The sequence below is a fragment of the Pseudoduganella chitinolytica genome, from assembly GCF_029028125.1.
Classification (GTDB): Bacteria; Pseudomonadota; Gammaproteobacteria; order Burkholderiales; family Burkholderiaceae_D; genus Rugamonas; species Rugamonas chitinolytica.
In genome coordinates, this window is the sequence record NZ_CP119083.1 from 4,508,957 (window position 1) to 4,532,982 (window position 24,026).

General features: G+C 67.4%; 20 protein-coding genes. 8 read left to right on the top strand and 12 right to left on the bottom strand.

From position 1 onward, the window contains the following. From PX653_RS20015 to PX653_RS20025, 3 genes are all read left to right on the top strand, one after another. The gene (locus PX653_RS20015; RefSeq protein ID WP_277414491.1) at positions 1-1,458 is read left to right on the top strand and encodes a M23/M56 family metallopeptidase; all 1,458 of its coding nucleotides are present in this window, start codon (positions 1-3) and stop codon (positions 1,456-1,458) included. A gap of 79 nt (positions 1,459-1,537) precedes the next feature. After that, positions 1,538-3,604 (top strand): TonB-dependent receptor plug domain-containing protein, encoded by a 2,067-nt coding sequence (locus PX653_RS20020; RefSeq protein ID WP_277414492.1) that lies wholly within the window; start codon positions 1,538-1,540, stop codon positions 3,602-3,604. A 12-nt stretch (positions 3,605-3,616) separates the two neighbouring features. Continuing rightward, positions 3,617-4,738 carry an acyltransferase family protein gene (locus PX653_RS20025; RefSeq protein WP_277414493.1) on the top strand — a complete coding sequence of 374 codons (1,122 nt, stop codon included), beginning with the start codon at positions 3,617-3,619 and terminating at the stop codon, positions 4,736-4,738. On the opposite strand, the gene PX653_RS20030 is transcribed toward PX653_RS20025, so the two are convergent. Together PX653_RS20030 and PX653_RS20035 are read right to left on the bottom strand one after the other, a co-directional pair. Further along, positions 4,698-4,826, bottom strand: coding sequence for a hypothetical protein (locus tag PX653_RS20030; protein WP_277414494.1), 129 nt, complete (start codon positions 4,824-4,826; stop codon positions 4,698-4,700). The genes PX653_RS20025 and PX653_RS20030 overlap by 41 nt on opposite strands. 1 nt (position 4,827) lies before the next feature. Then, positions 4,828-6,045: an MFS transporter gene (locus PX653_RS20035; protein WP_277414495.1), complete on the bottom strand. Its 1,218-nt coding sequence runs from the start codon at positions 6,043-6,045 to the stop codon at positions 4,828-4,830. A 135-nt stretch (positions 6,046-6,180) separates the two neighbouring features. Here PX653_RS20035 and PX653_RS20040 point away from each other — a divergent pair, with 135 nt between their 5' ends. Then, positions 6,181-6,573 carry a PEPxxWA-CTERM sorting domain-containing protein gene (locus PX653_RS20040; protein WP_277414496.1) on the top strand — a complete coding sequence of 131 codons (393 nt, stop codon included), beginning with the start codon at positions 6,181-6,183 and terminating at the stop codon, positions 6,571-6,573. A gap of 48 nt (positions 6,574-6,621) precedes the next feature. Here PX653_RS20040 and PX653_RS20045 read toward each other — a convergent pair whose 3' ends face one another. The 4 genes from PX653_RS20045 to PX653_RS20060 are packed head-to-tail and all read right to left on the bottom strand — an operon-like array spanning position 6,622 to position 10,293. Further along, positions 6,622-7,629 carry a Gfo/Idh/MocA family protein gene (locus PX653_RS20045; RefSeq protein WP_277414497.1) on the bottom strand — a complete coding sequence of 336 codons (1,008 nt, stop codon included), beginning with the start codon at positions 7,627-7,629 and terminating at the stop codon, positions 6,622-6,624. Beyond that, positions 7,626-8,435 (bottom strand): DUF3025 domain-containing protein, encoded by an 810-nt coding sequence (locus PX653_RS20050; protein ID WP_277414498.1) that lies wholly within the window; start codon positions 8,433-8,435, stop codon positions 7,626-7,628. The genes PX653_RS20045 and PX653_RS20050 overlap by 4 nt, the downstream gene beginning before the upstream one ends. Positions 8,436-8,442: 7 nt before the next feature. Beyond that, complete coding sequence (pyrC, locus tag PX653_RS20055; RefSeq protein ID WP_277414499.1) at positions 8,443-9,519, bottom strand: dihydroorotase; 1,077 nt, start codon at positions 9,517-9,519, stop codon at positions 8,443-8,445. Between the two features lie 48 nt (positions 9,520-9,567). Then, a complete protein-coding gene (locus tag PX653_RS20060) occupies positions 9,568-10,293 on the bottom strand; it encodes an amino acid ABC transporter ATP-binding protein (protein WP_277414500.1) in 726 nt (241 codons plus the stop codon). Between the two features lie 326 nt (positions 10,294-10,619). Here PX653_RS20060 and PX653_RS20065 point away from each other — a divergent pair, with 326 nt between their 5' ends. Then, on the top strand, positions 10,620-11,909 hold the full coding sequence (locus PX653_RS20065; RefSeq protein ID WP_277418617.1) for a dicarboxylate/amino acid:cation symporter: 1,290 nt from the start codon (positions 10,620-10,622) through the stop codon (positions 11,907-11,909). A gap of 310 nt (positions 11,910-12,219) precedes the next feature. Here PX653_RS20065 and PX653_RS20070 read toward each other — a convergent pair whose 3' ends face one another. Further along, on the bottom strand, positions 12,220-14,052 hold the full coding sequence (locus PX653_RS20070) for an ABCB family ABC transporter ATP-binding protein/permease (protein WP_277418618.1): 1,833 nt from the start codon (positions 14,050-14,052) through the stop codon (positions 12,220-12,222). A 90-nt stretch (positions 14,053-14,142) separates the two neighbouring features. Here PX653_RS20070 and PX653_RS20075 point away from each other — a divergent pair, with 90 nt between their 5' ends. Next, positions 14,143-14,592 carry an acyl-CoA thioesterase gene (locus PX653_RS20075; protein WP_277418619.1) on the top strand — a complete coding sequence of 150 codons (450 nt, stop codon included), beginning with the start codon at positions 14,143-14,145 and terminating at the stop codon, positions 14,590-14,592. Positions 14,593-14,597: 5 nt separating this feature from the next. Further along, positions 14,598-16,172: an alkaline phosphatase D family protein gene (locus tag PX653_RS20080; protein ID WP_277414501.1), complete on the top strand. Its 1,575-nt coding sequence runs from the start codon at positions 14,598-14,600 to the stop codon at positions 16,170-16,172. A gap of 21 nt (positions 16,173-16,193) precedes the next feature. Here PX653_RS20080 and PX653_RS20085 read toward each other — a convergent pair whose 3' ends face one another. Genes PX653_RS20085 through PX653_RS20100 form a run of 4 tightly spaced genes read right to left on the bottom strand, consistent with a single transcriptional unit; the run spans position 16,194 to position 21,131 of the window. Further along, a complete protein-coding gene (locus tag PX653_RS20085; RefSeq protein ID WP_277414502.1) occupies positions 16,194-17,174 on the bottom strand; it encodes an NADPH:quinone oxidoreductase family protein in 981 nt (326 codons plus the stop codon). Between the two features lie 25 nt (positions 17,175-17,199). Then, entirely contained in the window at positions 17,200-19,050 is a 1,851-nt protein-coding gene (locus PX653_RS20090) for an acyl-CoA dehydrogenase (RefSeq protein ID WP_277414503.1), read from the bottom strand. Positions 19,051-19,053: 3 nt separating this feature from the next. Further along, complete coding sequence (locus PX653_RS20095; RefSeq protein ID WP_277414504.1) at positions 19,054-19,884, bottom strand: SDR family oxidoreductase; 831 nt, start codon at positions 19,882-19,884, stop codon at positions 19,054-19,056. Then, a complete protein-coding gene (locus tag PX653_RS20100) occupies positions 19,881-21,131 on the bottom strand; it encodes an acyl-CoA dehydrogenase family protein (protein WP_277414505.1) in 1,251 nt (416 codons plus the stop codon). The genes PX653_RS20095 and PX653_RS20100 overlap by 4 nt, the downstream gene beginning before the upstream one ends. A gap of 104 nt (positions 21,132-21,235) precedes the next feature. Here PX653_RS20100 and PX653_RS20105 point away from each other — a divergent pair, with 104 nt between their 5' ends. Continuing rightward, a complete protein-coding gene (locus PX653_RS20105; RefSeq protein ID WP_277414506.1) occupies positions 21,236-22,144 on the top strand; it encodes a LysR family transcriptional regulator in 909 nt (302 codons plus the stop codon). A gap of 202 nt (positions 22,145-22,346) precedes the next feature. On the opposite strand, the gene PX653_RS20110 is transcribed toward PX653_RS20105, so the two are convergent. Continuing rightward, positions 22,347-24,017, bottom strand: coding sequence for a long-chain fatty acid--CoA ligase (locus tag PX653_RS20110; protein WP_277414507.1), 1,671 nt, complete (start codon positions 24,015-24,017; stop codon positions 22,347-22,349). Positions 24,018-24,026: the final 9 nt, after the last annotated feature.

Genomic DNA, 24,026 nt, shown 5'->3' on the forward strand with positions numbered 1-24,026 from the left:
ATGAACGCCCATGCCATCCACTTCCTGCTGGCGTGCGTCAGCACTCTCGTGACCGCGACGGTGGCCTGGGCCGTGCTGTGGGCGGCCCTGCGGCGCTGGCCCGCGCTGGCCGAACGGCGTGCCCCCTGGCTGCTTGCCCTGCTGACCGGTGCACTAACGCTGGTGCTCGTGCTGCTGCCGGTGGCATCGCAGTACAGCCTCGTGCCCGCGACGGTCACGCTGCCGGTGGCCTCCGCCGCGCCGGTCACGCCAAGCGCCGACCTGACCGGCAGCGACGACCTGGAGGAAGCCAGCATCCTGCCATGGTGCGCCTGGTTCTGGCTGGGCTGTTACACCGCCGGCGTGGCCTGGCATGCGCGGCGCTGGCAACAGGGCCGCCACCTTGTACGCAGCCTGCTGCAGGCGGGCGATACGCTGGACGGCGCCGCGCTGGCGGCCCACCCGGCGTTCGCAGGGCAAGCCTGCGCGGTGCCCGTGTTGGAGGTGGACGCGCCCATCGCACCGATGCTGGCCGGCCTGCGCCACCCTGTGCTGCTGTTGCCGCGCCACTTGCGCAGCTTCGCCGTCGACCAGCAGCGCCTGATCGTCGCGCATGAACTGGCGCACCTGCGCCGCCACGATCACTGGTGGCAGCATGCCGGCGCGCTGCTGCAGGCGCTGTTGTGGTTCGTGCCAGCGGCGCACGCGCTGCGCCGCCGCCTGCACTGGGCGCTGGAACTGGGTTGCGACCGTGCCGTGCTGGCGGGCCGGCCGGCCAGCGCACGCCGCAGCTATGCGACGGCACTGCTGGCGCAACTGCAGATACTCCATCGCCAACTCGTCGGCCCGGTGCCCGCCGCCCTGCAATTCGGCAGCGCCGGGCCGACGGTGGCCGAGCGCGTGCACCTGATCCGGACGGGCGGGCGCGCGGCACCGCTGCCCGTCGTCGTCGCCATCGCGCTGCTGCTGCCGGCATTGTGCGCCGCCGGCGTGCTGCTGCAACCGCGTGTCGCCACCGTTGACGGCGGCGCGGCCGCTCCCGCCAGCGCACCGCCGTCGCTCGCGGAGGTGCCGCAGTGGCAGGCGCCATTGGCGCAGCTGCGTGTGACAAGCGAATTCGGCGCGACCAACCGGCCCAGCGGCCAGCCCCATCGGGGCATGGATTTCGGTGCCGCGCGCGGCAGCGCCGTGCTGGCCCCGGCCGGCGGCATTGTCACCGTTTCCACCGACCGTTATGAAGGCGGTGCCCGCTATGGCAAGGTGATCGTCATCGACCACGGCGACGGCACGCAAACGCTGTACGCCCACCTCGACGCGCGTGCCGTGCAGGCCGGCGACCGGGTCACGGCCGGCCAGCGCATCGCCCTGTCCGGCGCGACCGGCAAGGTCACCGGTCCGCACCTGCACTTCGAAGTGCAGCGCGGCGGCGGCCAGGTCGATCCCCGCACGCTGCTGCGCACCGCCCTGCCGCCCCGCTGAATCGCGCCGCCGCCGCGGCTCCCATGTTCGTTCCCACGCCGCACGCGGCGGGAACCGTCACGCCCATCGAAAGGACATCATGCAGATCCACTGCTGGCTGGTGCTCGCCCTTACCTGCGGCAGCGCGAGCGCCGCCTCGCTCTCCACCGTCGAAGTCAAGGGGTCCCGTCACGACCAGCGCCGCGACGAAACCGCCGGCACCGTCGTGCTGGGACGCGCCCAGCTGGCGGCCGACGGCGACCGTACCCTGGCCGAGGCCCTGCAACGGCTGCCCGGGATCACGGTCGACACGAGCGGTCGCGGTGCCACGATCCGCATGCGCGGCCTGGGCAGCGGCTATACGCAGGTGCTGCTGAACGGCGTGCCCGCCCCGGCCGGATTCACCGTCGATACGCTCGCGCCGGAGCTGGTCGAGCGCGTCGAGATCCTGCGCGCCGGTTCGGCCGAACTGGGCACGCAAGGCATCGCCGGCACCGTCAATATCGTGCTGCGCAAGGTGCCGGCCCGCCCCCGCCAGGAGTACGGCGCCAGCGTGGAATGGCTGGATGGCCGCCTTGCGCCACGCGCCAGCGCGCAGTGGTCGGGCAAGGCCGACAGGCTCACCTGGCTGGCGTCGCTCAATGCCATGCGCAGCGTGCTGCCGCAGCCGCAGTTGCTGCGCGAACGGCTGCCGGCCGGCGAGCGCGCGCTGGCGATCGACAACCTGAACGTCGCCGACAGCGTCAGCCTGGCGCCGCGCCTGACCTGGCGACCGACCGAAGCGGACACGTTGACGTGGCAGGGCTTTGCCGGCATGACCTGGCGCGACATCGCAGCGGCGGGCCGCGAGCTGCCCGGAGCCAGCGCGCCGGGCCAGTTCGCCGCGCAGGACAGCCGGTTCCGTTCGCGCGCGCCGCTGCTGCGGGGCGACCTGACGTGGCAGCGGCAGTTGCCGGACGGCGCCACGCTGGAGTTGACGGCAGGGGCAAGCCACAGCCCGCGCACCTCCGATTTCGACTTCGCCGGCCGCACCAGCGCCAGCGCCCAGCCGACGCGGCGGTATGTGCAGGCCGATATCGGCGACGACGTGCTGCTGTCGAAAGGCCGCTACGGTGCCGCGCCGCAGGCCGGGCACACGGTGGTCGCCGGCTGGGACGTCAGCCTGGCCAAACGGCACCAGACCCGCGTCGAACGGGAACTGGGGCCCGATGGCACCCTGGCCTTCGTCCTGGACCAGCGCTATGACGGCCGGGTCGAACGTCGCGCCCTGTATGTGCAGGACGACTGGCAACGTGGCGCATGGTCGCTCTCGGCCGGCCTGCGGCATGAGACGCTGGACACCGCGGTCGCCGGCGCCGACGCGCGCAGCCGGCTGTGGAGTCCCGTGCTGCAGGCGGCAGTCAAGCTGACGCCCGCCACCACACTGCGCAGCGGCATCAGCCGCACGTTCAAGACGCCGACAATGGTCGAACTGGTGCCGCGCCGGTACACGACCGACAACAACAACAGCGTCACCAATCCCGATACGGAAGGCAATCCCGCCTTGCGCCCCGAACTGGCGTGGGGCTTCGATGCCGGCATCGACCGCTACCTGGACGGCGGCGGCCTGCTCAGCGCCAGCGCCTACAGCCGCCGCATCGACGACGTCACGGTGCAGCAGCTGTCCCGGGTGGACGAGCGCTGGCTGGCACGTCCCGTCAATGCCGGCCGGGCCACCGTGCACGGCATCGCGCTCGAGGCGAAACTGGCGCTGTCGGCGGCCCTGACGGTACGGGCCAATGTCGCGCGCAACTGGTCCCGGGTCGCAGCGCTGCCGGGGCCGGACAACCGCCTGGACCGGCAAGCGCCGACCAGTGGCAGCCTGGGCGTGGAGTACCGCGCCGGCGCCATGGCGCTGGGCACGAATTACCTGTACCAGGGTGGCGTGGCGGCGCGCACCGCCGCCATGCTGCTGGACCGCACGGCGCCGCAGCGCAAGCTGGACGCATGGGCCACGTGGCAGCTCGACACCGGGCGCCGGCTGCGCATCGATGCCCTCAACCTGCTGCACCCACAAGGCCTGACACAGCGCCAGTACGGTCCGGACGACCACGGCCTGTGGCAAGATGCCGCCACCCGCACACGCACATACCGCACGCTGCGCGTGGGCTTCGAACTGCAGCAATAACAAAGGACACCGATGCTCGGTACCCAACGCAATCCCCATGTCGACCTGCTGCGCGGCGCCGCCATCGCCAGCGTGCTGCTGCTGCACTTCGCGCTGGCTTTCGGGGTGAAGGAAAGTCCCCTCGGGACGCTGTTCGGCCCCGCGTTCGTGAACGCCGTGGCCTTGAACGGCAACTATGGCGTCACCGTGTTCTTCGTCATCTCGGGCTGGCTGATCACGACCAACTCGCTGGCGCGGTGGGGCAGCCTGGCGCACATCGATGTCCGCGCGTTTTACGCGGCACGGGCGCGGCGCATCCTGCCGCCGTTGCTGCTGGCACTGGCCATCATCGTGCCGCTGGGCTGCGCCGGTGTGCCGTTTTTCGACAACTCGGATGCCGATCCGGCGCTGCCGGCGTCGTTCTTCGTGCCCGCCGTGGGCTCGGTGCTGACGTTCTGGCACAACGTGCTGATGCAGTCGACCGGCTATTTCAATTACTGCCTGAACGTCTACTGGTCGCTGTCGGTGGAAGAGATGTTTTACCTGGCGCTGCCCCTGGCGGCGCTGCTGCTGCGCCGCACCTGGTTGCTCGTGCTGCTGGGCGTCGCGCTGATCGTTGCAGGTCCCCTGTACCGCGCCGAGCATGCGGACAACGAGCTGTTCTACATGTACGGCTATCTGGCCTGCTTCGACGCGATCGCGCTGGGCTGCCTGGCGGCGCTGCTGGCGCATCGGTTGCATGCGCCGCTGCCGTACGCGCGGCTGCTGCGCTGGATTGCGGGCGCCGCGCTGGTCGCCCTGTACCTGCGCGGTATCCGCGGCCACGAGGTGTTCGGGTTCACATGGATCGCCGTAAGCGCCGCGGTACTGCTGGTGACGACGCAGCGGTCCGCCGGCCCGAGTGTCGCGGCCGGCCGCGTGCTGGCGCCGCTGCGCTGGCTGGGCCGGCACAGCTATGAGCTGTACCTGTTCCACATCGTCGTGCTGGCGCTGCTGCGCAACCTGTTCGACAAGCCGGCGCTAAGCTACGCGGCGCGGCTGCCGCTGCTGGCGCTGTTCCTGGCGGCCAGCGCGTTGCTGTCATGGGGCGTGCAGCGGATGCTGGAACGCCCCGTTAGAAACACAGGTAGATCCGGTTTGCCAGGTCCAGCATGAAGGCCGGGCGCAGGTAGGCGGCAAAGCACAGCGCCAGCACTGCGGCGATCAGCAGCCACCACGCCAGGCGCTTGAGCCGGCCGTGCATGTCAGGCCGCCTTCAGCTGCGCACGCACCAGCGGGCGCTCGTCGACCGGCAGGTTGGCCAGGCCGGCAATGACACCGAGGCCAATGGCGATGGCCCAGACGACGTCGTAGCTGCCCTGCAGGTCGAACAGGTAGCCGCCCAGCCAGACGCCGATGAAGCTGCCGATCTGGTGCGAGAAGAACACGAGGCCGGCCAGCATCGACATGTGCGATAGCCCGAACACCCCGGCGATGATGCCGTTCGTCAGCGGCACGGTGGACAGCCACAGCACGCCCATCGCGGCGGCGAACAGGTACACCGTCAGCGGCGACAGGGGCGCCAGCAGGAACAGCGCAATGACGGCGGAGCGGGCAAAATAGATGAACGACAGCAGGTAGCGCTTCGGCAGCTTGCCGCCCAGTTGCCCAGCCATGTACGAACCGAAGATGTTGAAAAGGCCAATCAGCGCCAGGGCGGTGACGGCCACCTGCGGATCGAGCACCCCCTTGTCCTTCAGGTAGGCCGGCAGGTGCACGCCGATGAAGATCAGCTGGAAGCCGCAGACGAAGTAGCCGGTGACCAGCAGCAGGAACGAGCGGTTGCGCAGCGCTTCACCGAGCGCGCCACCGATGCTTTGATGATGCCCCGCCGCCTTGACGTGCGCGGGCTCGCGCAGCCGGAACGACATCGGCACCATCAGGAACACGACCAGCGCCGCCAGCAGGTACAAAGCGGTTTGCCAGCCCACCGACGAAATCAGCATCTGCTCGACGGGCATCAGCATGAACTGGCCGAACGAGCTGGCCGCACCGGAAATACCGAAGGCCCAGGAACGCCGCTCCGGCGGCGCCGCCCGGCCGATGATACCGCTGACGGCGCCGAACGCCGTGCAGGCCAGGCCCAGGCCGATCAGGATGCCGGAGCCGATCACGAACAGCGCCGGCTGCGTGACGAGCGCCATCCACAGCAGGCCGCCCATGTACGCGAAGGCACCGACCAGCACGATGCGCATGGTGCCGAAGCGGTCCGCCACCATGCCGGCCAGCGGCCCGAACGCCCCCCACATCAGGTTCTGCAGCGCCATCGCCAGCGAATAGGTCTCCCGACTCCAGCCGTTGGCCTGGGAGATCGGCTGCATCCACAGGCCGAAGCCGTGGCGCACGCCCATGGCCAGGGTCAGGATGACGCCGGTGGCGAGCAGGACGGTTTTGAGGTTGGGGGCGCGGTGGGCGGTAAACATGAGGGTTCCTGGCGATCACTAGCGCTTCAGTGTACTAGAAGCGAAATATGCCCGCTGATTTCGCTTGTGAAATTTGCAATCCAACAATATGCTGTATCTTTCCAGCAGCATAATGCTTACTACTCAGGTGAATCGATGAAGACAAAAATCGTTGGCTTGGCATTCGCCATGGCGGCCATGGCTCCCGTAGCGCATGCGGGCAACCTCACGCAGTTTGGCTTTGCTGTTGCGGGACCGAATGGGTCGCAAGAGTGGCTGCTTACCTCGGCTGTTTCGGGGCCCAATGGGTCGCAATCGTGGGCGACTGCCGGCAGCGATCATGCGTTCAGCGAAGATGGCGCGCGCGCCAACGTTATCGGCGGTGCATACGACGTCGTGGAGAGCCAGTACGGCAATGATTTCGGTTTCAGAACCATCTCCCATACCGGTATGAACCTTATGCCCGTACCCGAACCCACCACCTGGGCCATGCTCCTGGCCGGCGTCGGCATCGTGGGCGTAGCCCGCCGCCGCAAGACCGCCGCGTAAACAACAGCGCGCAAAACAAAGGGGACAGCACAGGCTGTCCCTTTTTATTTACACCACCCGATCGGCCTCGTACACCACCCCGATCTGCTTTCTCATCTCATCGAGCACCCCCATCAGCGCCAGCGTCTCATCCAGCGGCATGACGGGGCTTTCCAGCAGCCCCTCGCGCAAGCAACGATTGACCTCGATGATCTCGTGCGCATAGCCGTTGCCGATGTTCGGCACGTGCACCGCGCGGCGAGTGCCGTCGTTCAGTTCCACCGTCAGATCCTCGGTATTGTGGAAGCGGCTGTGCAGGCGGATAAAACCCTTGCTGCCGCAGATCGTGCATTCGACCGGCGTGCGCGCGAGCAGGCTGCTGCTGCAGGCCGACAGGCCGCCGTTTTCATGCGTCAGCGCGAACACCGCCTGCACGTCCACGCCCGTGGGGCCCAACTGGCCGCTGGCTTTGACCGACTGCACGGGGCCCAGGAAGTAGGCCGCGATCGACAATGGATAGATGCCCAGGTCCAGCAGCGAGCCGCCGCCCAGCGCGGGATTGAACAGGCGGTGCTCCGGCCCGGCATCCGAGTAGAAGCCCAGGTCGGCCTGGATCGTGGCGACCGTGCCGATCTCGCCGCTGGCGACGATGCGCTTGGCTTCCAGCAGCGACGGGTGGAAGCGCGTCCACATCGCTTCCATCACGAACAGCTTCCTGGCGCGGGCCAGCGCGACGATTTCCTCCGCTTCGCGGCGGTTCACCGTGAACGCTTTTTCGACCAGGATCGCCTTGCCCGCGTTCAGGCACATCAGCGCGTTCTCGTGGTGCATCGGGTGCGGCGTCGCGATGTAGATGGCGTCCACGTCCGGGTCGTCCGCCAGCGCCTGGTAGCTGCCGTGGCTTTTCGTCAGCTCGTGCGAGCCGTACTCCGTGGCAAACGAGGTAGCGCTATCAACACTACGCGAGGCAACGGCCGCCAGGACAGCGTCCGGCGTGTCCTTCAGCGCGGTGGCGAAGGCCTTGGCGATCTTGCCCGTGCCGAGGATGCCCCAGCGGATGGTTCGGTTCTGCGTCATGCTTTCTCCTGGTTGGGCGTGTGCCGCTTGGGGCGGAACACGGCGGTGTCGTCATAAAAAGCGTCATCCTGCACCGGCCAGCAGCCGGGAATCCCCAGCACCGGCAGCGGCGTGAATCCTGCGTTGCTCAACCCTTCTTGTTGCAGCTGCTCCGCCACCTGTCCATCCAGCCACGCCTGCCGTTGCTGCGCGGGCCATGTGAAATACGCCGCCGGGGCCATGACGACACGCGTATGCGCCGTGATGGCTTTGTACGGTGCGACCAGCTTTTCCATCAGCGCATGGCCGAACAGCCAGACCTCGGCGCTCGCACCGAACTGCGCGGCGCGTTCGACGAACGCCTCGCGCCAGCGGTGGTGGCGCAGCGCATCCACCAGCGCGGCGCCGTCCGCGTCGTCCTGCACCACCAGCAGTGCCGCGTTCTCGTCGAAGATCGTGGCCGCGTCGCGCGCCGGACCGCGCGACTTGCCGACGCCGTCGCGTGCGATCTGCGCGGCCTGCAGGGCGTTCAATTGCCGTTTCACCAGCGGGAACGTCAGCCATACGAGGCCATTGAAAAAGTCGTGCAGGTTGTCGCGCGTGGGCACGTTGCCGGTAGCGCCGATGAATTCCTCGTACGCCGTTCCTTCCGGCAGGCTGGCCTGCGGCACGAAGCGCAGCGGCTGGCCCGCATGGTTGACGAGTCCCAGCGCCGCGGCCCGCGCATTGAAGGCGGCGATCACTTCCGCACTCTCCTGCGCAGCCAGGCCGGCCGTGGCGCGCACCGACGCGTACCACGGCTGCGACCAGTCGATCTCGTCAAACACCGGACACTTACACCATTTTCCAGCTGATCGTTTCGCCCGCGTTCAGCGGCACCAGGGACTGCTCGCCGAACGGCAGCGTCTGCGGCAGGGTCCACTGCTCGCGCTTCAACGTAATCGTGCCGGCGTTCGGCGCCAGGCCGTAGAACAGCGGTCCGTTCAGGCTGGCGAAGGCTTCCAGCTTGTCCAGCGCGCCGGCGCGCTCGAACGCTTCCGTGTACAGCTCCATCGCATGCAGCGCGGTGTAGCAGCCGGCGCAGCCGCAAGCGGCTTCCTTGGCGCCTTGCGCGTGCGGCGCCGAGTCGGTGCCGAGGAAGAAGCGCTCGTCGCCGCTGGTGGCGGCCGTGACCAGCGCCAGGCGGTGTTCCTCGCGCTTCAGCACGGGCAGGCAGTAATAGTGCGGCCGGATGCCGCCCTTGAAGATCTCGTTGCGGTTGTACAGCAGGTGGTGCGCCGTGATCGTCGCGCCGATCGGGCCTTCCGCCTCGGCCACGTACTGGGCCGCGTCCTTCGTCGTGATGTGTTCGAAGACGATGTTCAGCGCCGGGAAATTGCGGCGCAGCGGACGCATGATGCGCTCGATGAAGACGGCTTCGCGGTCGAACAGGTCGACGTCCGGGTCGGTCACTTCGCCGTGCACCAGGAACGGCAGCCCGACTTCCTGCATCGTCTCCAGCACCGGGTAGCAGTTGACCAGGTCCGTCACGCCCGCATCGGAATTCGTCGTGGCGCCGGCCGGGTACAGCTTGACGGCGTGGATGAAATCGCACTCGGCGGCGCGGCGGATCTCGTCGGACGTCGTGTTGTTGGTCAGGTACAGCGTCATCAGCGGCTCGAACGCCAGGTCGGGCGGCAGCGCGGCCAGGATGCGGTCGCGGTAGGCGGCGGCCTGCGCCACCGTCGTGACGGGCGGCTTCAGGTTCGGCATGACGATGGCGCGGCCGAACTGGCGCGCGCTGTGCGGCAGCACGGCGGCCATCGTGGCGCCGTCGCGCAGATGCAGGTGCCAGTCGTCCGGGCGGACGATGGTGATGGAATCGGGGGCGGCGAATTGGTCGGCGGAGGTGTCAGCGGCGGTCTGGGACATGGCGGTTCTCGGAAAACGGATGCGACATTTTACTCTTCCCCCTTGCCGTCAGCGCAGAATCCGCGCCAGGAACTCGCCGGCCCGGCCGGACCGGGGGCTGCCGAAGAATTCGTCCTTGGCGCAGTCGTCCAGGATGCGCCCGCCATCCATGAACAGCACGCGGCTGGCCACGCGGCGGGCGAAGCCCATCTCGTGCGTGACGACCATCATCGTCATGCCCTCCTGCGCCAGGCCCACCATCACGTCCAGCACCTCGCCGATCATTTCCGGGTCGAGCGCGGACGTAGGCTCGTCGAACAGCATCGCCACCGGGTCCATGGCCAGCGCGCGGGCGATGGCGACGCGCTGCTGCTGGCCGCCGGAGAGCTGGTGCGGATATTTGTCCTGTTGCGCCAGGAGGCCCACCCGATCGAGATAGCGCAGGCCCCGCTCTTCAGCCTCGTCGCGCGAGCGCCGCAACACCTTCACCTGCGCCAGCGCCAGGTTGGCGCGCACGGACAGGTGCGGGAACAGCTCGAAGTTCTGGAATACCATGCCGATGCGGGCGCGCAGCAGCGCCAGGTCGGTGCCGGGCGCGCCGACGGACGTGCCATCGACCACGATCTGGCCGCGCTGGAACGGCTCCAGCCCGTTGACGGTCTTGATCAGGGTGGACTTGCCGGAGCCGGACGGGCCGCAGATCACCATCACGTCGCCCTTGCCGACACGGGTGCTGCAGCTGTCCAGCACCTGGAAATTGCCATACCACTTGCTGACGTCCGTGAGTTCGATCATCGCTGTCCGTATCGGGCCCCCGCGGCGCTGTGGACAGGCGTCCACAGCCGCTTGACAGTGCCCTGAGCCACAAGGATACTGCGGGACTTATTATTTAAATTGCCTTATCTTTTAGCAACGGACCACAAAGGGACGTGCGGAGATAGCAGCAAAAAACCTCGGAAAACCGCCACGGCGCCTTCCGCTCCTGTCGTATCGGTGCACGCAGGTCGGACCGCCAGCAGGGGTTGGCGAGGTTTTTTAGTATTGTAGCGGCAACCCGGTCGCGCCACTCACCCGGCGGCGCTGGCCCCACCACGGAGATAGATATGGACCATACGAACCATATGCACGACAAACACGATGGGGAGCACCGCCCCGTGGAAAAGAAAAGCCGCCTGACGACCTATATCCTGGTGGCCCTGGCCCTGGGTATCCTGGCCGGCTACCTGCTGAATACGTCGCTGGAGACCCCGGCCAAGTATTCGGACGCGATGGCGCTGATCACGACCCTGTTCCTGCGCCTGATCAAGATGATCATCGCGCCGCTGGTGTTCTCCACGCTGGTCGTCGGCATCGCGCGCATGGGCGACGCCGGCGAAGTGGGCCGCATCGGCCTGAAAACCCTGGGCTGGTTCTTCATCGCCTCCGTGCTGTCGCTGGCCCTTGGCCTGGTGCTGGTGAATATCTTCCGTCCGGGCGACATGCTGGCCGGTACCCTGGCCACCACCGGCCACGCCGAACTCGCCACCAGCAGCCTGACCTTGAAGGACTTCATCACCCACCTCGTCCCCTCTTCCATCGTGGACGGCATGGCGAAGAACGAAATCCTGCAGATCGTCGTGTTCTCGCTGTTCTTCGGCCTGGGCGCCGCCGCTGTCGGCAAGAAGGCCGAGCCGATGATCGAGGCCATCGACGGTGTCGCGCACGTCATGCTGAAAGTGACGGGCTACGTGATGCAGTTCGCGCCAGTCGCCGTGTTCGCGGCCGTGTCGGGCATCATCGCCAAGGAAGGCCTGGGCGTTTTGAAGACCTACGGCTTCTTCATGGCCGAGTTCTACGTCGGCATCGCCATCCTGTGGGCCCTGCTGATCGCGGCCGGCTTCATCTTCCTGGGCAAGCGCATCTTTGCGCTGCTGACGGAAGTGCGCGGCCCGATCCTGCTGGCCTTCTCGACGGCGTCGTCGGAAGCGGCATTCCCGAAAACGCTGGAAGGCCTTGAGCGCTTCGGGGTGCGCAACCGCATCGCCGCCTTCGTGCTGCCGATCGGCTATTCGTTCAACCTGGACGGCTCGATGATGTACTGCACCTTCGCCGCCGTCTTCATCGCGCAGGCCTACGGCATCGAGCTGTCGATGGGCACGCAGATCTCGATGATGGCCGTGCTGATGCTGACGTCGAAGGGCATGGCGGGCGTGCCGCGCGCCTCGCTGGTCGTCATCGCCGCCACGCTGGCGCAGTTCAACATCCCGGAAGCGGGCCTCGTGCTGCTGCTCAGCATCGACCACTTCCTCGACATGGCGCGCTCCGCCACGAACGTGGTCGGCAACAGCATCGCGACGGCCGTCGTGGCCAAGTGGGAAGGCGAACTGACGGCACCCGTCAAGGAAGACCCGGCCACCGCGCCGCTGCGCTGACGCGCATTCTGCGTTGGATCGAAAGCCGGGCCGCAAGCCCGGCTTTTTTTACGCCCGCGACACCGGCAGGGGCGCAACCCCTGCAATCGGGGACAGCCTCCGATATCAACGATATCGGAGGCTGTCCCCGATTTTTCAAGGAAGACCCGGCCACCGCGCCGCTGCGCTGAGCTGCGTCACACGCCGCACAAAGGCCGGGCCGCAAGCCCGGCTTTTTTACGCCCGCGATACCTGCAGGGGCGCACCCCATGCAATCGCGCAATCGGGGACAGCCTCCGATATCAACGATATCGGAGGCTGTCCCCGATTTTCACGCCAGCGCCTCGGCGGCGGTTTCCTCGTCGCCCCGGGCCTGCTGGCGTTCCCACATCTGCTCGTACATGCCGCCCTTGGCCAGCAGGGCCTGGTGCGTGCCCCGCTCGACGATGCGGCCGTGGTCCATCACGAGGATCTGCTGGGCATCCGCGATGGTCGACAGGCGGTGCGCGATCACCATCGTCGTGCGGTTCTTCGCGATTTCCTTCAACTGCGCCTGGATCGCCTGTTCCGATTTCGAATCCAGCGCGGACGTGGCCTCGTCGAAGATCAGGATGGCGGGGTTCTTCAGCAGCGTGCGGGCGATCGCCACGCGCTGCTTCTCGCCGCCGGACAGCTTCAGGCCGCGCTCCCCGACCATCGACGCGTAGCCGTCCGGCAGGCTCTCGATGAACTCGTGGATCGACGCGGCCCGGGCCGCGGCCACGATCTCGTCGTGGGTCGCGCCCGGCTTGCCGTAGCCGATGTTGTACTCGATGGTGTCGTTGAACAGCACCGTATCCTGCGGCACGATGCCGATCGCATGGCGCAGCGAGTCCTGCGTGACGCCGCGCAGGTCCTGGCCGTCGATCGTGATGGCACCGGCGTTGACGTCGTAGAAGCGGAACAGCAGGCGTGACAGCGTCGACTTGCCCGAGCCGCTGTGGCCGACGACAGCCGTCGTGGTACCGGCCGGGATCGTGAAGTCGACGTCGAACAGGATCTGGCGCTTGGTTTCGTAGCTGAAGTCGACGTGGGCGAACTTCACCTGCGCCCCCTGGGCGACCAGCGGCCGCGCATCGGGCGTATCGGCGACTTCGCGGTTCTGGTCCAGCAGCGAGAACAGGCGTTCCATGTCGGCCAGGCTTTGCTTGATCTCGCGGTAGATCACGCCCAGGAAGTTCAGCGGAATGTACAGCTGGATCATGAACGAGTTCACCAGCACCAGGTCGCCCAGGGTCATCTTGCCGTCGATGACGCCTTGCGTCGCGCGCCACAGGATCAGCGTCACGGCGGTGGCGATGATGGCCGACTGGCCCGTGTTCAGCAGCGACAGCGATGTCTGCGACTTCACGGCCGCCGTCTCGTAGTGCTTCAGGCCCTCGTCGTAGCGGCGCGCCTCGTACTCCTCGTTGCCGAAGTACTTGACGGTTTCATAGTTCAGCAGCGAATCGATGGCTTTGGTGTTGGCCTTCGAGTCGAGGTCGTTCATCGTGCGGCGGAAGTGCGTGCGCCAGTTCGTCACCGTCACGGTAAACACGATGTACAGCACCAGCGCGCTGAACGTGATGACGGAGAACCACACGTCGTAATGCGTGACGAGGTAGCCCAGCACCAGCGTGATCTCGACCAGCGTCGGCAGGATATTGAACAGCGTGTACGAGATCAGCGAGCCGACGCCGCGCGTGCCGCGCTCGATATCGCGGGTCATGCCGCCGGTCTGGCGGTTCAGGTGGAAGCGCAGCGACAGCGCGTGCAGGTGGCGGAACACCTTCAGCGCGATGGTGCGTACGGCGCGCTGCGTGACGCGGGCGAACAGGAACTCGCGCAGCTCCGTGAACACGGTCGTGGACAGGCGCAGCGCCCCATAGGCCACCAGCAGCCCGAGCGGAAGCACCAGCAGTGCCCGCGGGTCGCCCGGCTTGAGCGTCAGCGCATCCACCAGGTGCTTCAGCACGACGGGGACGCCCACGTTGGCCAGCTTGGCGCCGACGAGGGCCAGCAGCGCCGCACCGACGCGCCACTTGTAAACCCACAGGTACGGCAACAACGTTTTCAGTGTGGCAAAGTCGCCACGGGCGTTGGCGGCAGGAACGGGAGCGGTGGCGGAATAGGCGGAACGGCGCATGGCGGGCGATGGCTGGCGGGTGGCGGCCGGGCTGGCCGGGGCCCCGTGGTTTACAATTTGGCCCATTGTAGCCCCAGAAGAGATTTCATGATGACCACGTCCCAAGCCAATCCAACGCCAGCACCGACGCCAGTACCGACTGGCCTTCCCGCCGGCAAGATGCCCGAACTGCGCGTGATGCCCGCGCCTTCCGACGCCAATGTCTACGGCGACGTCTTCGGCGGCTGGATCATGGCCCAGGTCGACATCGCTGGCTCGCTGCCGGCCACCCGCCGCGCCAACGGCCGCGTCGCCACCATTGCCGTCAACTCGTTCGTGTTCAAGAATCCTGTCTTCGTCGGCGATCTGCTGTCGTTCTACGCCGATATCGTCAAGGTCGGCAATACGTCGATCACCGTCAATGTCGAGGTGTACGCGGAACGCAACCGCCTGCAGGCGGACATCGTCAAGGTGACGGAAGCCACGCTGACCTATGTCGCCACGGGTCCCGACCGCAAGCCGCGCCCCGTGCCGCCGATCGAAAGTCTGCTGCACAAATAAGCGTGATGGACGACGGCCGCCGCCTGCTGCTGCACACCGGCGCCCGCCTGGCGGGACTGGCGGCGCTCGCGGCGGCGGCGCCACGCATCCTTGCGGCCCCCCGCAATGCGCCGTATCCGTTCACGCTGGGCGTGGCTTCCGGCGCGCCGCTGCCGGACAGCGTGGTGCTGTGGACGCGCATCCTGCACGATCCCCTCGACGCCACCGCCACGCCACCCATCGCCTATACGGTACGCTGGGAAGTGGCGGAAGACGAGGCGTTCCGCCGCATCGCCGCGCAGGGCAGCGCCAGCGCCCTGCCCGCGCTGGCGCACAGCGTGCACGTGGACGTGCGCGGCCTGCGCCCGGGCCGCTGGTACTGGTACCGCTTCCTGCTGGGGGACGCCGTCAGCCCGGTGGGCCGCACGCGCACGGCGCCGGCGCCGGATACGCTGCCCGCATCGCTGAAGCTGGCCGTCGCCTCCTGCCAGCACTGGGAGTTCGGTGCCTACGGCGCGCACCGCCACATCGCCCGGGCGGCGCCGGACCTGGTCGCCTTCCTGGGCGACTACATCTACGAGTGGGGCGCCTACAGCCTGCAGCATCCGGCACGTGCCGCGCGGCGCGACGAAAGCTTCACGCTGGCGCAGTACCGGGCCCGTTACGCCCAGTACAAGAGCGATCCGGACCTGCAGGCGGCGCACCTGGTGGCGCCGTGGCTCATGACGTGGGACGACCACGAAGTGGCGAACGACTACGGCGCCCTGCGCGACGAGCTGCTGTCGCCCGACTTCGCCGCCCGCCGGGCCGCTGCCTACCAGGCCTATTGCGAGCACCAGCCGATCCGCTTCGATCCGCGCGGGTTCGGGCAGGTGCGCATGCACGGGTGCCATGACTGGGGCCGGCTGGCCCGCTTCCACCTGCTGGACAACCGCCAGTACCGTTCGCCGCAGGCGTGCCCGCGCCCGGGCCGCGGCGGCTCCAGTTCCGTCTACCGCAATGCCTGCGCGATGCTGGCTGACGACCGCCGCACGATGCTGGGCATGGCGCAGGAAAACTGGCTGAAGGAAGGATTGCGTCAATCGCCGGCGCGCTGGAACGTGCTGGCGCAGCAGACGTTGATGGCGCAGTCGTCGCAGGTGCAGATCCACCGCGTCAGCGACGGCCGCTTCTGGACGGACGGGTGGGACGGCTATCCGGCCGCGCGCCAGCGCCTGCTCGACGCGCTGGCGACCAGCCGCGCCGCCAACCCGGTCGTGCTGTCCGGCGACGTGCACACGTTCTATGCGGCGGAGCTGCGGCGCGACCCGACGCAGCCGGGCCGTCCCCGCAATCCCGTCGTGGCGACGGAGTTCTGCGGCACGTCGATCACGTCCAATTCACGGCCGCAGGAACGCACCGCGCAGTATGTCGCCATGAACCCGCACATCCGGTATGGCCGCAGCGACCGGCGCGGCTACATGCTGTGCGAGCTGACGCCGGCGCGCATGACGGTGCTGTTCCAGGGGCTGGACAATGTGCGGGACCGGCACAGCGCCGTCAATACGCTGGCGCGCTTTGCGGTGGAGGCCGGGGTGCCTGGGATTAATCGGGACGCTTGAACCACCGGGTTGCTCCTGGTGTCACGCCCCCGGCGTAATCACCACCTTCCCCGTCACCTTGCGCGCCGCCATGTCGTTCAACGCCTGCGCGGTCTGCTCCAGCGGATAGCGCCCGGAGATGTGCGGCCGGATCTTCCCTTCGGCCATCCATCCCATCAGCTGGCGCATTGCCTTGCCATTGGCGGCCGGCTCGCGCTTGGCGAACTCGCCCCAGAACACGCCGACGACGGAGGCGCCCTTCAGCAGCATCAGGTTGAACGGCAGCTTGGGGATCTCGCCGTTGGCAAAGCCGATGACGAGGTAGCGACCGCGCCAGCCGATCGAACGGAACGCGGCTTCCGCATACTCGCCGCCGACCGGGTCGTAGATCACGTCCGGGCCCTTGCCGTCGGTCGCGGCCTTGATGGCTTCGCGCAGGTCTTCCTTGCTGTAGTCGATCGTGGCATCGGCACCGTGCTCGCGGCATACAGCCAGCTTCTCCTCGCTCGACGCGGCCGCGATGACGCGCGCGCCCAGCGCCTTGCCGATCTCGATGGCGGCCAGGCCGACGCCGCCGGCCGCGCCCAGCACCAGCATCGTCTCGCCCGGCTGCAGCCCGGCGCGGTCCACGACGGCGTGGTACGACGTGCCATAGGTCAGCGTGACAGCGGCCGCCGTGTCGAAATCCATCCCGGGCGGCATCGGCATGATGGCCTGCTGCGGCACCACCGCCTGCTGCGCGAACGCGCCGCCGGACGTGAAGGCGATGACCCGGTCGCCCGGCTTGACGGCGGTGACGCCGTCGCCCACCGCGCGCACGGTGCCGGAAAGTTCGCTGCCCGGCGTGAACGGCAGCTCCGGCTTGAACTGGTACTTGCCCTGGATGATCAGCACATCGGGGAAGTTGACCCCGGCCGCCTTGACGTCCACCGCGACCTGGCCCGGCCCCGGCACCAGGTCTGGCAGGTCGTCCACCACGAGGGTATCGGGCAGGCCCCACGCCTTGCACACCACTGCTTTCATGTCGTCTCCTTGTTGTACGTTGTCGTCAGAACCACGCGTCCCGCATGTCGAGCGCCGTGGTGTCGAGCTGCGCCAGCAGCGCCAGCTGCGGTTCGACCTTCGGCAGCTCCCACTGGTAGAAGTAGCGGCACGCCTGCAGCTTGCCGCGGTAGAAGTCGCGGTCTTCCTCGCGCTCCGCGCGCGCCAGCGCGGGCGCCGCGACCAGCGCCTGCTCCAGCCACATCCACGCGATGACGACGTGCCCCACGGCCTCCAGGTACAGGCTGGCGTTGGCCAGCGTCTTGTTCATGTCGCCCGCGCCATACAGCGCCAGCGTCACCTCCTCCACGCGGCGCCATGCCGTGTCCAGTTGCGCCGCGTATTGCGCCACGTCGCCCGGCACATCCCGCCCCCGCGCAGCCATGCGCGCGACCTCCTCGCCGATGGCCCGGAACAGCGCCCCCTGCTGGATCGACACCTTCCGGCCCAGCAGGTCAAGGCCGTGGATGCCGTGCGTGCCCTCGTGGATCGCGTTCAGGCGGTTGTCGCGGTAGAACTGCTCGACGTTGTACTCGCGCGTGTAGCCATAGCCGCCGTGCACCTGGATGGCGAGGCTGTTCGCTTCCAGGCACCACTGGGACGGCCACGATTTCGTGATCGGCGTCAGGAAGTCCAGCAACTGGCCGGCGCGGGTGCGCGCCGCCTCGTCCGGCGCCGTGCGCTGCTCGTCCACCAGCCGGGCCGAGTACAGCACCAGCGCCAGCGCGCCCTCCACGTAGGATTTCTGCGCCAGCAGCATGCGGCGCACGTCGGTATGCTCGACGATCGGCAGTTGCGGCTGCGCCGGGTCCTTCTGGGCCGGATGGCGGCCCTGCAGGCGCGTGCGCGCATAGTCCAGCGCGTGCAGGTAGCCCGTGATGCCCAGCACGGTGGCGCCCATGCCCACGCCGATGCGGGCCTCGTTCATCATGTGGAACATGTTCGCCAGGCCCTGGTGCGGCTGGCCGACCAGGTAGCCGATGGCGCCGGCGCGGCCGCCCGGCTGGAACTGGCCTTCGCCAAAATTGAGCAGGCAGTTGGTGGTGCCGCGGTTGCCCATCTTGTGGTTCAGGCCCGCCAGCACGATGTCGTTGCGTTCGCCCGGCTGGCCGTCCGCGTCCAGCACGTATTTCGGCACGATGAACAGCGAGATGCCCTTGACGCCCGGGATCAGGCGCCCTTCCGCATCGGGGATCTTGGCCAGCACCAGGTGCACGATATTCCCGGCCAGCTCGTGCTCGCCGCCGGAGATCCACATCTTGTTGCCGGCCAGGCGGTACTGGCGCTCGCCTTCCGGCCCGTCCACCGGATCGGGCACGGCGCGCGTGGTGATGTCGGACAGGCTCGATCCGGCCTGCGGCTCGGACAGGCACATCGTGCCGAAGAATTCACCCGCCAACATGGGCCGCACGAAGCGCTCGACCTGCAACGGCGTGGCCGTCTTCAGCAGGGTATTGGCATTGGCGCCCGTCAGCAGCAGGTAGGCCGACGTCGCGATATTGGCCGCCTTGCACCAGGCCACCACCGCCTTCTCGACGGTGCACGGCAGTTGCATGCCGCCCAGCTCATAATCCTGCGCGGCGGCCAGCAGGCCTGCCTGGGACCAGGCGTCCAGCGCCGTCTTCACTTCGGGCACCAGCACGACCTTGCCGTCGACGACGTGCGGTTCGTTCTGGTCGTTCTTCTTGTTGTGCGTGGCGAACAGGTCGGTCGCGATGCGTTCGGCCGTGTCGAGCGCGCCGTCGAACGTCTCGCGATTGTGGTCGGCAAAGCGCGGCCGCTCAGTCAGGCGCTCCACGTCGAGCCATTCGTACAGCAGGAACGCCAGGTCGCGGCGGGACAGGATCTTCGACTGCATGGTTCAGGCCTCCTTGACGGTGGCGGCAGGGCTGCCGGGGAACGATTTGCGGGTCAGGTGGCGCATCTTGTTCAGGTACGTGCGCCGCGGCAGCCACGACTTCATCCGGAAGGTCTTGCGGTCGTCTGCATGCGGCAGCACGAGGAACTGGTTGGCCTGCACCGCGTTGAAGACGCTGTCGGCCACGCCGGCCGCCGTGATGCGGCCCTTGTTCAGCAGCTTCTGCACGCCGGCCGCCGCTTTCGGGTCGGTGCTGCGCAGCGATTCGACCAGGTTGGTCTGGAAGAACGACGGGCAGACGACCGAGACGCCGATATTGTCATTGACCAGTTCCAGGTGCAGCGTCTCGGAGAACGCCACGACGGCCGCCTTGCTGGCGTTGTAGCTGCCCATGCCGGGCGGATGCACGAGGCCCGCCATCGACGCGATATTGACGATGTGGCCGCGCTGCTGCGCGCGCAGCAGCGGCGCGAACGCCTGGCAGCCGCGCACGACGCCCAGCAGGTTGATGTTCAGGATCCACTCCCACTGCTCGATCGGTTCCGCCTCGAGCGTGCCGGCGGTGGCCACGCCGGCATTGTTGACCACGATGTCGACGCCGCCCCACTCGCTGGCCAGGCGCTGCGCCACCGCCTGCAGGTCGGCGCTGCTGGTGACGTCGCAGTGCACGAACAGTGCCGTGCCGCCGGCCTCGCGGATCTCCGCCTCCACCTGCGCGCCGCGCACGTCATGCAGGTCGCCGATGCATACCCGCGCGCCCGTGCGCGCCCAGCGCAATGCGATCTCGTGCCCCAGTCCGGACGCTCCGCCCGTGATGAAAATCCTGTCGCTCATGCCTTGCCGCCTCCCTGTTTGCCGTAGCCCAGCCGTTTCAGTTCGAGTTTCGCGATCAGCGTCTTGTGCACTTCGTCCGGCCCGTCCGCCAGGCGGATCGAGCGCGCCTGGATGAAGAAGGCCGACAGCGGCGTGTCGTCGGACAGGCCGGCGCCGCCGTGGATCTGGATCGCCATGTCGCACACCTGCTGCAACACATTCGGCGCCACCACCTTGATCAGCGAGATTTCCTTCATTGCCTTCGCTGCACCTACGGTATCGATTTTCCACGCCGCGTGCAACGTCAGCAGGCGTGCCTGGTCGATGGCGATGCGGGCCTCCGCCAGCCGCTCGGCGTTGCCGCCCAATTCCATCAGCGGCTTGCCGAATGCCACGCGCGCCATGCCGCGGTGGACCATCAGCTCCAGCGCCGCTTCGGCCGCGCCGATGCAGCGCATCGCGTGGTGGATGCGGCCCGGGCCCAGGCGGCCCTGCGCGATCTCGAAGCCACGCCCCGGACCGCCAACGAACGCGGACAGCGGCAACCGCACGTCCTCGAAGCGGATCTCGCCATGGCCGTGCGGCTCGTCATAGAAGCCGAACACGGGCAGCATGCGCTCGATCGTCACGCCCGGCGTGTCGACGGGTACCAGCACCATCGAATGCTGCTCGTGCTTGCCCTTTGCGGCATCCGGCGTATGGGCCATCACGACGAGGATCTTCGTGTGCGGGTCGCCGATGCCGCTGGACCACCATTTGCGGCCGTTCAGGACGATCTCTTCGCCTTCCACCACGGCGGTGGCGCGCATATTGGTCGCATCCGACGACGCAACGTCGGGCTCCGTCATGCAGAACGCCGAGCGGATCTCGCCGGCCAGCAGCGGCTGCAGCCAGCGCGCCTTCTGTTCCTCGGAGCCGTACTTGAACAGCAGCTCCATATTGCCGCTGTCGGGGGCATTGCAGTTGAAGACGGTCGGCGCCAGCAGGCTGCGGCCGGACTCCTCGGCGATCGGCGCGTATTCCAGCACGGACAGGCCGGCACCGGCCGCGGCATCGGGCAGGAACATGTTCCACAGGCCCTGCTGGCGCGCCTTGCGCTTGAGTTCCTCCAGCTGTTCCGGCACGCGCCAGCGCCGCCAGTCGGCGCCATGGTTGGCCTGGCGGATGCCGGCCCAGAAGGCCGGTTCGACGGGCGCGATCTCATCGCGCATGAAGGCCCGGACGCGGGCCAGGTAATCGGCTGCCCGGGGGCTCGGTTCGAAGTCCATCGCTGCTCCTCGCTGTGCTCATGGTGGCTGTGGTGGACCGAGTCTAGAACAGTTGCCCCTTAAATCAAATTGACGTATTTTTATGGAGGTCATCAATCTGGCTTATGGGCCGAGGAATCATCGTGCGCTTCGACGTCAACTTGCTGAAGGTACTGGAATCGATCTACGCCAACGGCGGCATCACGGGCGCCGCCAACGCGCTGCACCTGACGCAGCCCGCGATCACGCATTCGCTCAACCGCCTGCGCGAAATCTTCGACGACCCGCTGTTCGTCCGCCAGGGCAACCGCATGGTCCCCACGTTCAAGACGCAGGCGCTGATGCCGAAGATCCAGTTCCACTTGAGCGGCCTGCGCGCGGCCGTGGAGGCGGTCGAGGAGTTCGACCCGGCCCAGGTGGACGCCGTCTTCACGGTGGGTTTCCGCGACGTGCTGGAGTCGATCATGCTGCCCGTGCTGGTGCGCCACATCACGAGCCAGGCACCCAAGGTCAAGCTGATCAGCCGGCGCGTGCAGCGCGAGGACGTGGACCGGCAATTGGTATCCGGCGCGATCGACCTCGTGATCGACCGCAGCACGCACACGGACAGCCGCATCAACAGCGCCTTTCTGGCGCAGGAGACGATGGTGGTGGTGCTGCGCGCGGGCCATCCGCTGGCGGAGGAATTACGTGCGCGCGACTTCCTGGCGGCCAAGCACGTGTCGGTGGTGTCGCAGGGTGGTACCGATCCGCTCGACCAGCTGTTGGCCGAAGGCGGCAAGGCGCGCGAGATCGGGATGGTGTGCCAGCACTACTTCTCGGCCTGCCAGGTGGTGGCGGGCAGCGACTGGCTGCTGACGGCGCCGGCGGCCTTTGCCAACGCGATGAGCGCACTGCTGCCGGTCGTGGTGCGGCCGTTGCCGATCCGGCTCAAGCCCCTACGGATCGAGATGTACTGGCATGCCGCGCTGGACGAGGATCCGGGGCAGCGCTGGTTGCGGGGGTTGGTGGAGCAGGCCTACCACCAGCACTAGGGTCTGTCCCTATGAGGACCGACCCTGAAGTTAGCCCGCGCTAACGGACAGCTGGCAGAACTTCGCGACGGTTGGGGTCTGTCCCGTTTTTGGGCGGTCCGGCGATCCGGCTGACCCCGGTTTTTATCACGTCAGTTCGCGATGCTGCGATTAAAACCAGGATCGGTCCCCTGCGGGGACAAACCCTGGCCCCCAGCGGAGCCTAGGCCGCCTGCTTCTCGTCGCGCAGCTGGCGCCGCAGGATCTTGCCCACGTTCGTCTTCGGCAGGTCGTCGCGGAACTCGATGTACTTCGGCTTCTTGTACGCCGTCAGCTCGTGCTTGCAGAAGTCCAGCAGCTGCTCGGCCGTCAGGTTCGGGTCCTTGCGCACGACGAACAGCTTGACGGCTTCGCCGGAATTCTTGTCCGGCACGCCGATGCACGCGCATTCCAGCACGCCCGGGTGTGCGGCGACGACGCCTTCCACTTCGTTCGGGTAGACGTTGAAGCCGGAGACGATGATCATGTCCTTCTTGCGGTCGACGATACGGGTGTAGCCCCGTTCGTCCATGATGCCCACGTCGCCCGTCTTGAAGAAGCCGCTTGGGGTCATCGACTTCGCCGTCTCGTCCGGGCGCTGCCAGTAGCCGGCCATCACCTGCGGACCGCGGATGGCGATCTCGCCGGTCGCGCCCAGCGGCAATTCGTTGCCGTCGTCGTCCAGGATGGCGATGTCGGTCGACGGGATCGGCAGGCCGATGGTGCCGGTGAATTCCTTGATGTCGATGCGGTTGGCGGTGGCGACCGGCGACGTCTCCGACATGCCATAGCCTTCGATGATCGGCGTGCCCGTCACCTTCAGCCAGCGGTCCGCCACGGCCTGCTGCACGGCCATGCCGCCGCCGTTGCAGATCTTGTAGCTGGAGAAATCGAGCTTGTGGAAGTCGGGGTTGTTCAGCAGCGCGTTGTACAGCGTGTTCACGGCCGGGAACACGGTGACCTTGTACTTGGCCAGTTCCTTGACGAAGCCGGGGATGTCGCGCGGGTTCGGGATCAGGACGTTCAGGCCGCCCACGCGCATGCTCATCAGGGCGCTGATCGTCAGCGAGTAGATGTGATACAGCGGCAGCGCGCAGACGAACACCAGCTGATCGCTGCCCGGCTTCATCTGCAGCCATGCGTCGTTCTGCAGCACGTTGGCGATGATGTTGCGATGGGTGAGCATCGCCCCTTTCGACACGCCCGTGGTACCGCCCGTGTACTGCAGGAAGGCGATGTCGTCGTGGCCCGTCTTCACCGGCGACAGCGTCATGCGGCTGCCTTCGGCCAGCACCTGCTTGAACGGGATGGCGCGCGGCAGCGAATAGGCTGGCACCATCTTCTTCACGTGGCGCACGGCGAAGTTGACGATGGCGCCCTTGATTCCGCCCAGCAGGTCGCCCATCGTGGCGACGATGACGTGCTTGACCGGCGTGTTCGGCAGCACCTCCTGCACGGTCGTCGCGAAGTTTTCCAGCACGACGATCGCTTCCGAGCCCGAGTCCTTCAGCTGGTGTTCCAGCTCGCGCGGCGTGTACAGCGGGTTGACGTTGACGACCGTGTAGCCGGCGCGCAGGATGCCCGCCATCACCACCGGGTACTGCAGCACGTTGGGCAACATGATCGCCACGCGCGCGCCCGGCTTCAGGCCCTTGCCCTGCAGCCAGGCACCGAACTTCTGCGACATCTGGTCCAGTTGCGCATAGGTCAGGAACTTGTCCATGCACACGCACGCGTTCTGGTCCGCGTACTTCCGGAACGAATCCTCCAGCAAGTGCGTGACCGAGCGGTACTGCGTGCAGTCGATGTCGGCCGGTACGCCTTCAGGGTAGGATTTCAACCAGATTTTTTCCATTCGATGCCT

Bases quoted from the DNA above. Each gene is read 5' to 3' on its own strand.
- PX653_RS20110 (WP_277414507.1), bottom strand. From the start codon at position 24,017: ATGGAAAAAATCTGGTTGAAATCCTACCCTGAAGGCGTACCGGCCGAC.
- PX653_RS20105 (WP_277414506.1), top strand. From the start codon at position 21,236: ATGGGCCGAGGAATCATCGTGCGCTTCGACGTCAACTTGCTGAAGGTA.
- PX653_RS20065 (WP_277418617.1), top strand. From the start codon at position 10,620: ATGCACGACAAACACGATGGGGAGCACCGCCCCGTGGAAAAGAAAAGC.
- PX653_RS20100 (WP_277414505.1), bottom strand. From the start codon at position 21,131: ATGGACTTCGAACCGAGCCCCCGGGCAGCCGATTACCTGGCCCGCGTC.
- PX653_RS20060 (WP_277414500.1), bottom strand. From the start codon at position 10,293: ATGATCGAACTCACGGACGTCAGCAAGTGGTATGGCAATTTCCAGGTG.
- PX653_RS20090 (WP_277414503.1), bottom strand. From the start codon at position 19,050: ATGCAGTCGAAGATCCTGTCCCGCCGCGACCTGGCGTTCCTGCTGTAC.
- PX653_RS20045 (WP_277414497.1), bottom strand. From the start codon at position 7,629: ATGACGCAGAACCGAACCATCCGCTGGGGCATCCTCGGCACGGGCAAG.
- PX653_RS20015 (WP_277414491.1), top strand. From the start codon at position 1: ATGAACGCCCATGCCATCCACTTCCTGCTGGCGTGCGTCAGCACTCTC.
- PX653_RS20040 (WP_277414496.1), top strand. From the start codon at position 6,181: ATGAAGACAAAAATCGTTGGCTTGGCATTCGCCATGGCGGCCATGGCT.
- pyrC (WP_277414499.1), bottom strand. From the start codon at position 9,519: ATGTCCCAGACCGCCGCTGACACCTCCGCCGACCAATTCGCCGCCCCC.
- PX653_RS20020 (WP_277414492.1), top strand. From the start codon at position 1,538: ATGCAGATCCACTGCTGGCTGGTGCTCGCCCTTACCTGCGGCAGCGCG.
- PX653_RS20085 (WP_277414502.1), bottom strand. From the start codon at position 17,174: ATGAAAGCAGTGGTGTGCAAGGCGTGGGGCCTGCCCGATACCCTCGTG.
- PX653_RS20070 (WP_277418618.1), bottom strand. From the start codon at position 14,052: ATGCGCCGTTCCGCCTATTCCGCCACCGCTCCCGTTCCTGCCGCCAAC.
- PX653_RS20075 (WP_277418619.1), top strand. From the start codon at position 14,143: ATGACCACGTCCCAAGCCAATCCAACGCCAGCACCGACGCCAGTACCG.
- PX653_RS20030 (WP_277414494.1), bottom strand. From the start codon at position 4,826: ATGCACGGCCGGCTCAAGCGCCTGGCGTGGTGGCTGCTGATCGCCGCA.
- PX653_RS20080 (WP_277414501.1), top strand. From the start codon at position 14,598: ATGGACGACGGCCGCCGCCTGCTGCTGCACACCGGCGCCCGCCTGGCG.
- PX653_RS20025 (WP_277414493.1), top strand. From the start codon at position 3,617: ATGCTCGGTACCCAACGCAATCCCCATGTCGACCTGCTGCGCGGCGCC.
- PX653_RS20035 (WP_277414495.1), bottom strand. From the start codon at position 6,045: ATGTTTACCGCCCACCGCGCCCCCAACCTCAAAACCGTCCTGCTCGCC.
- PX653_RS20095 (WP_277414504.1), bottom strand. From the start codon at position 19,884: ATGAGCGACAGGATTTTCATCACGGGCGGAGCGTCCGGACTGGGGCAC.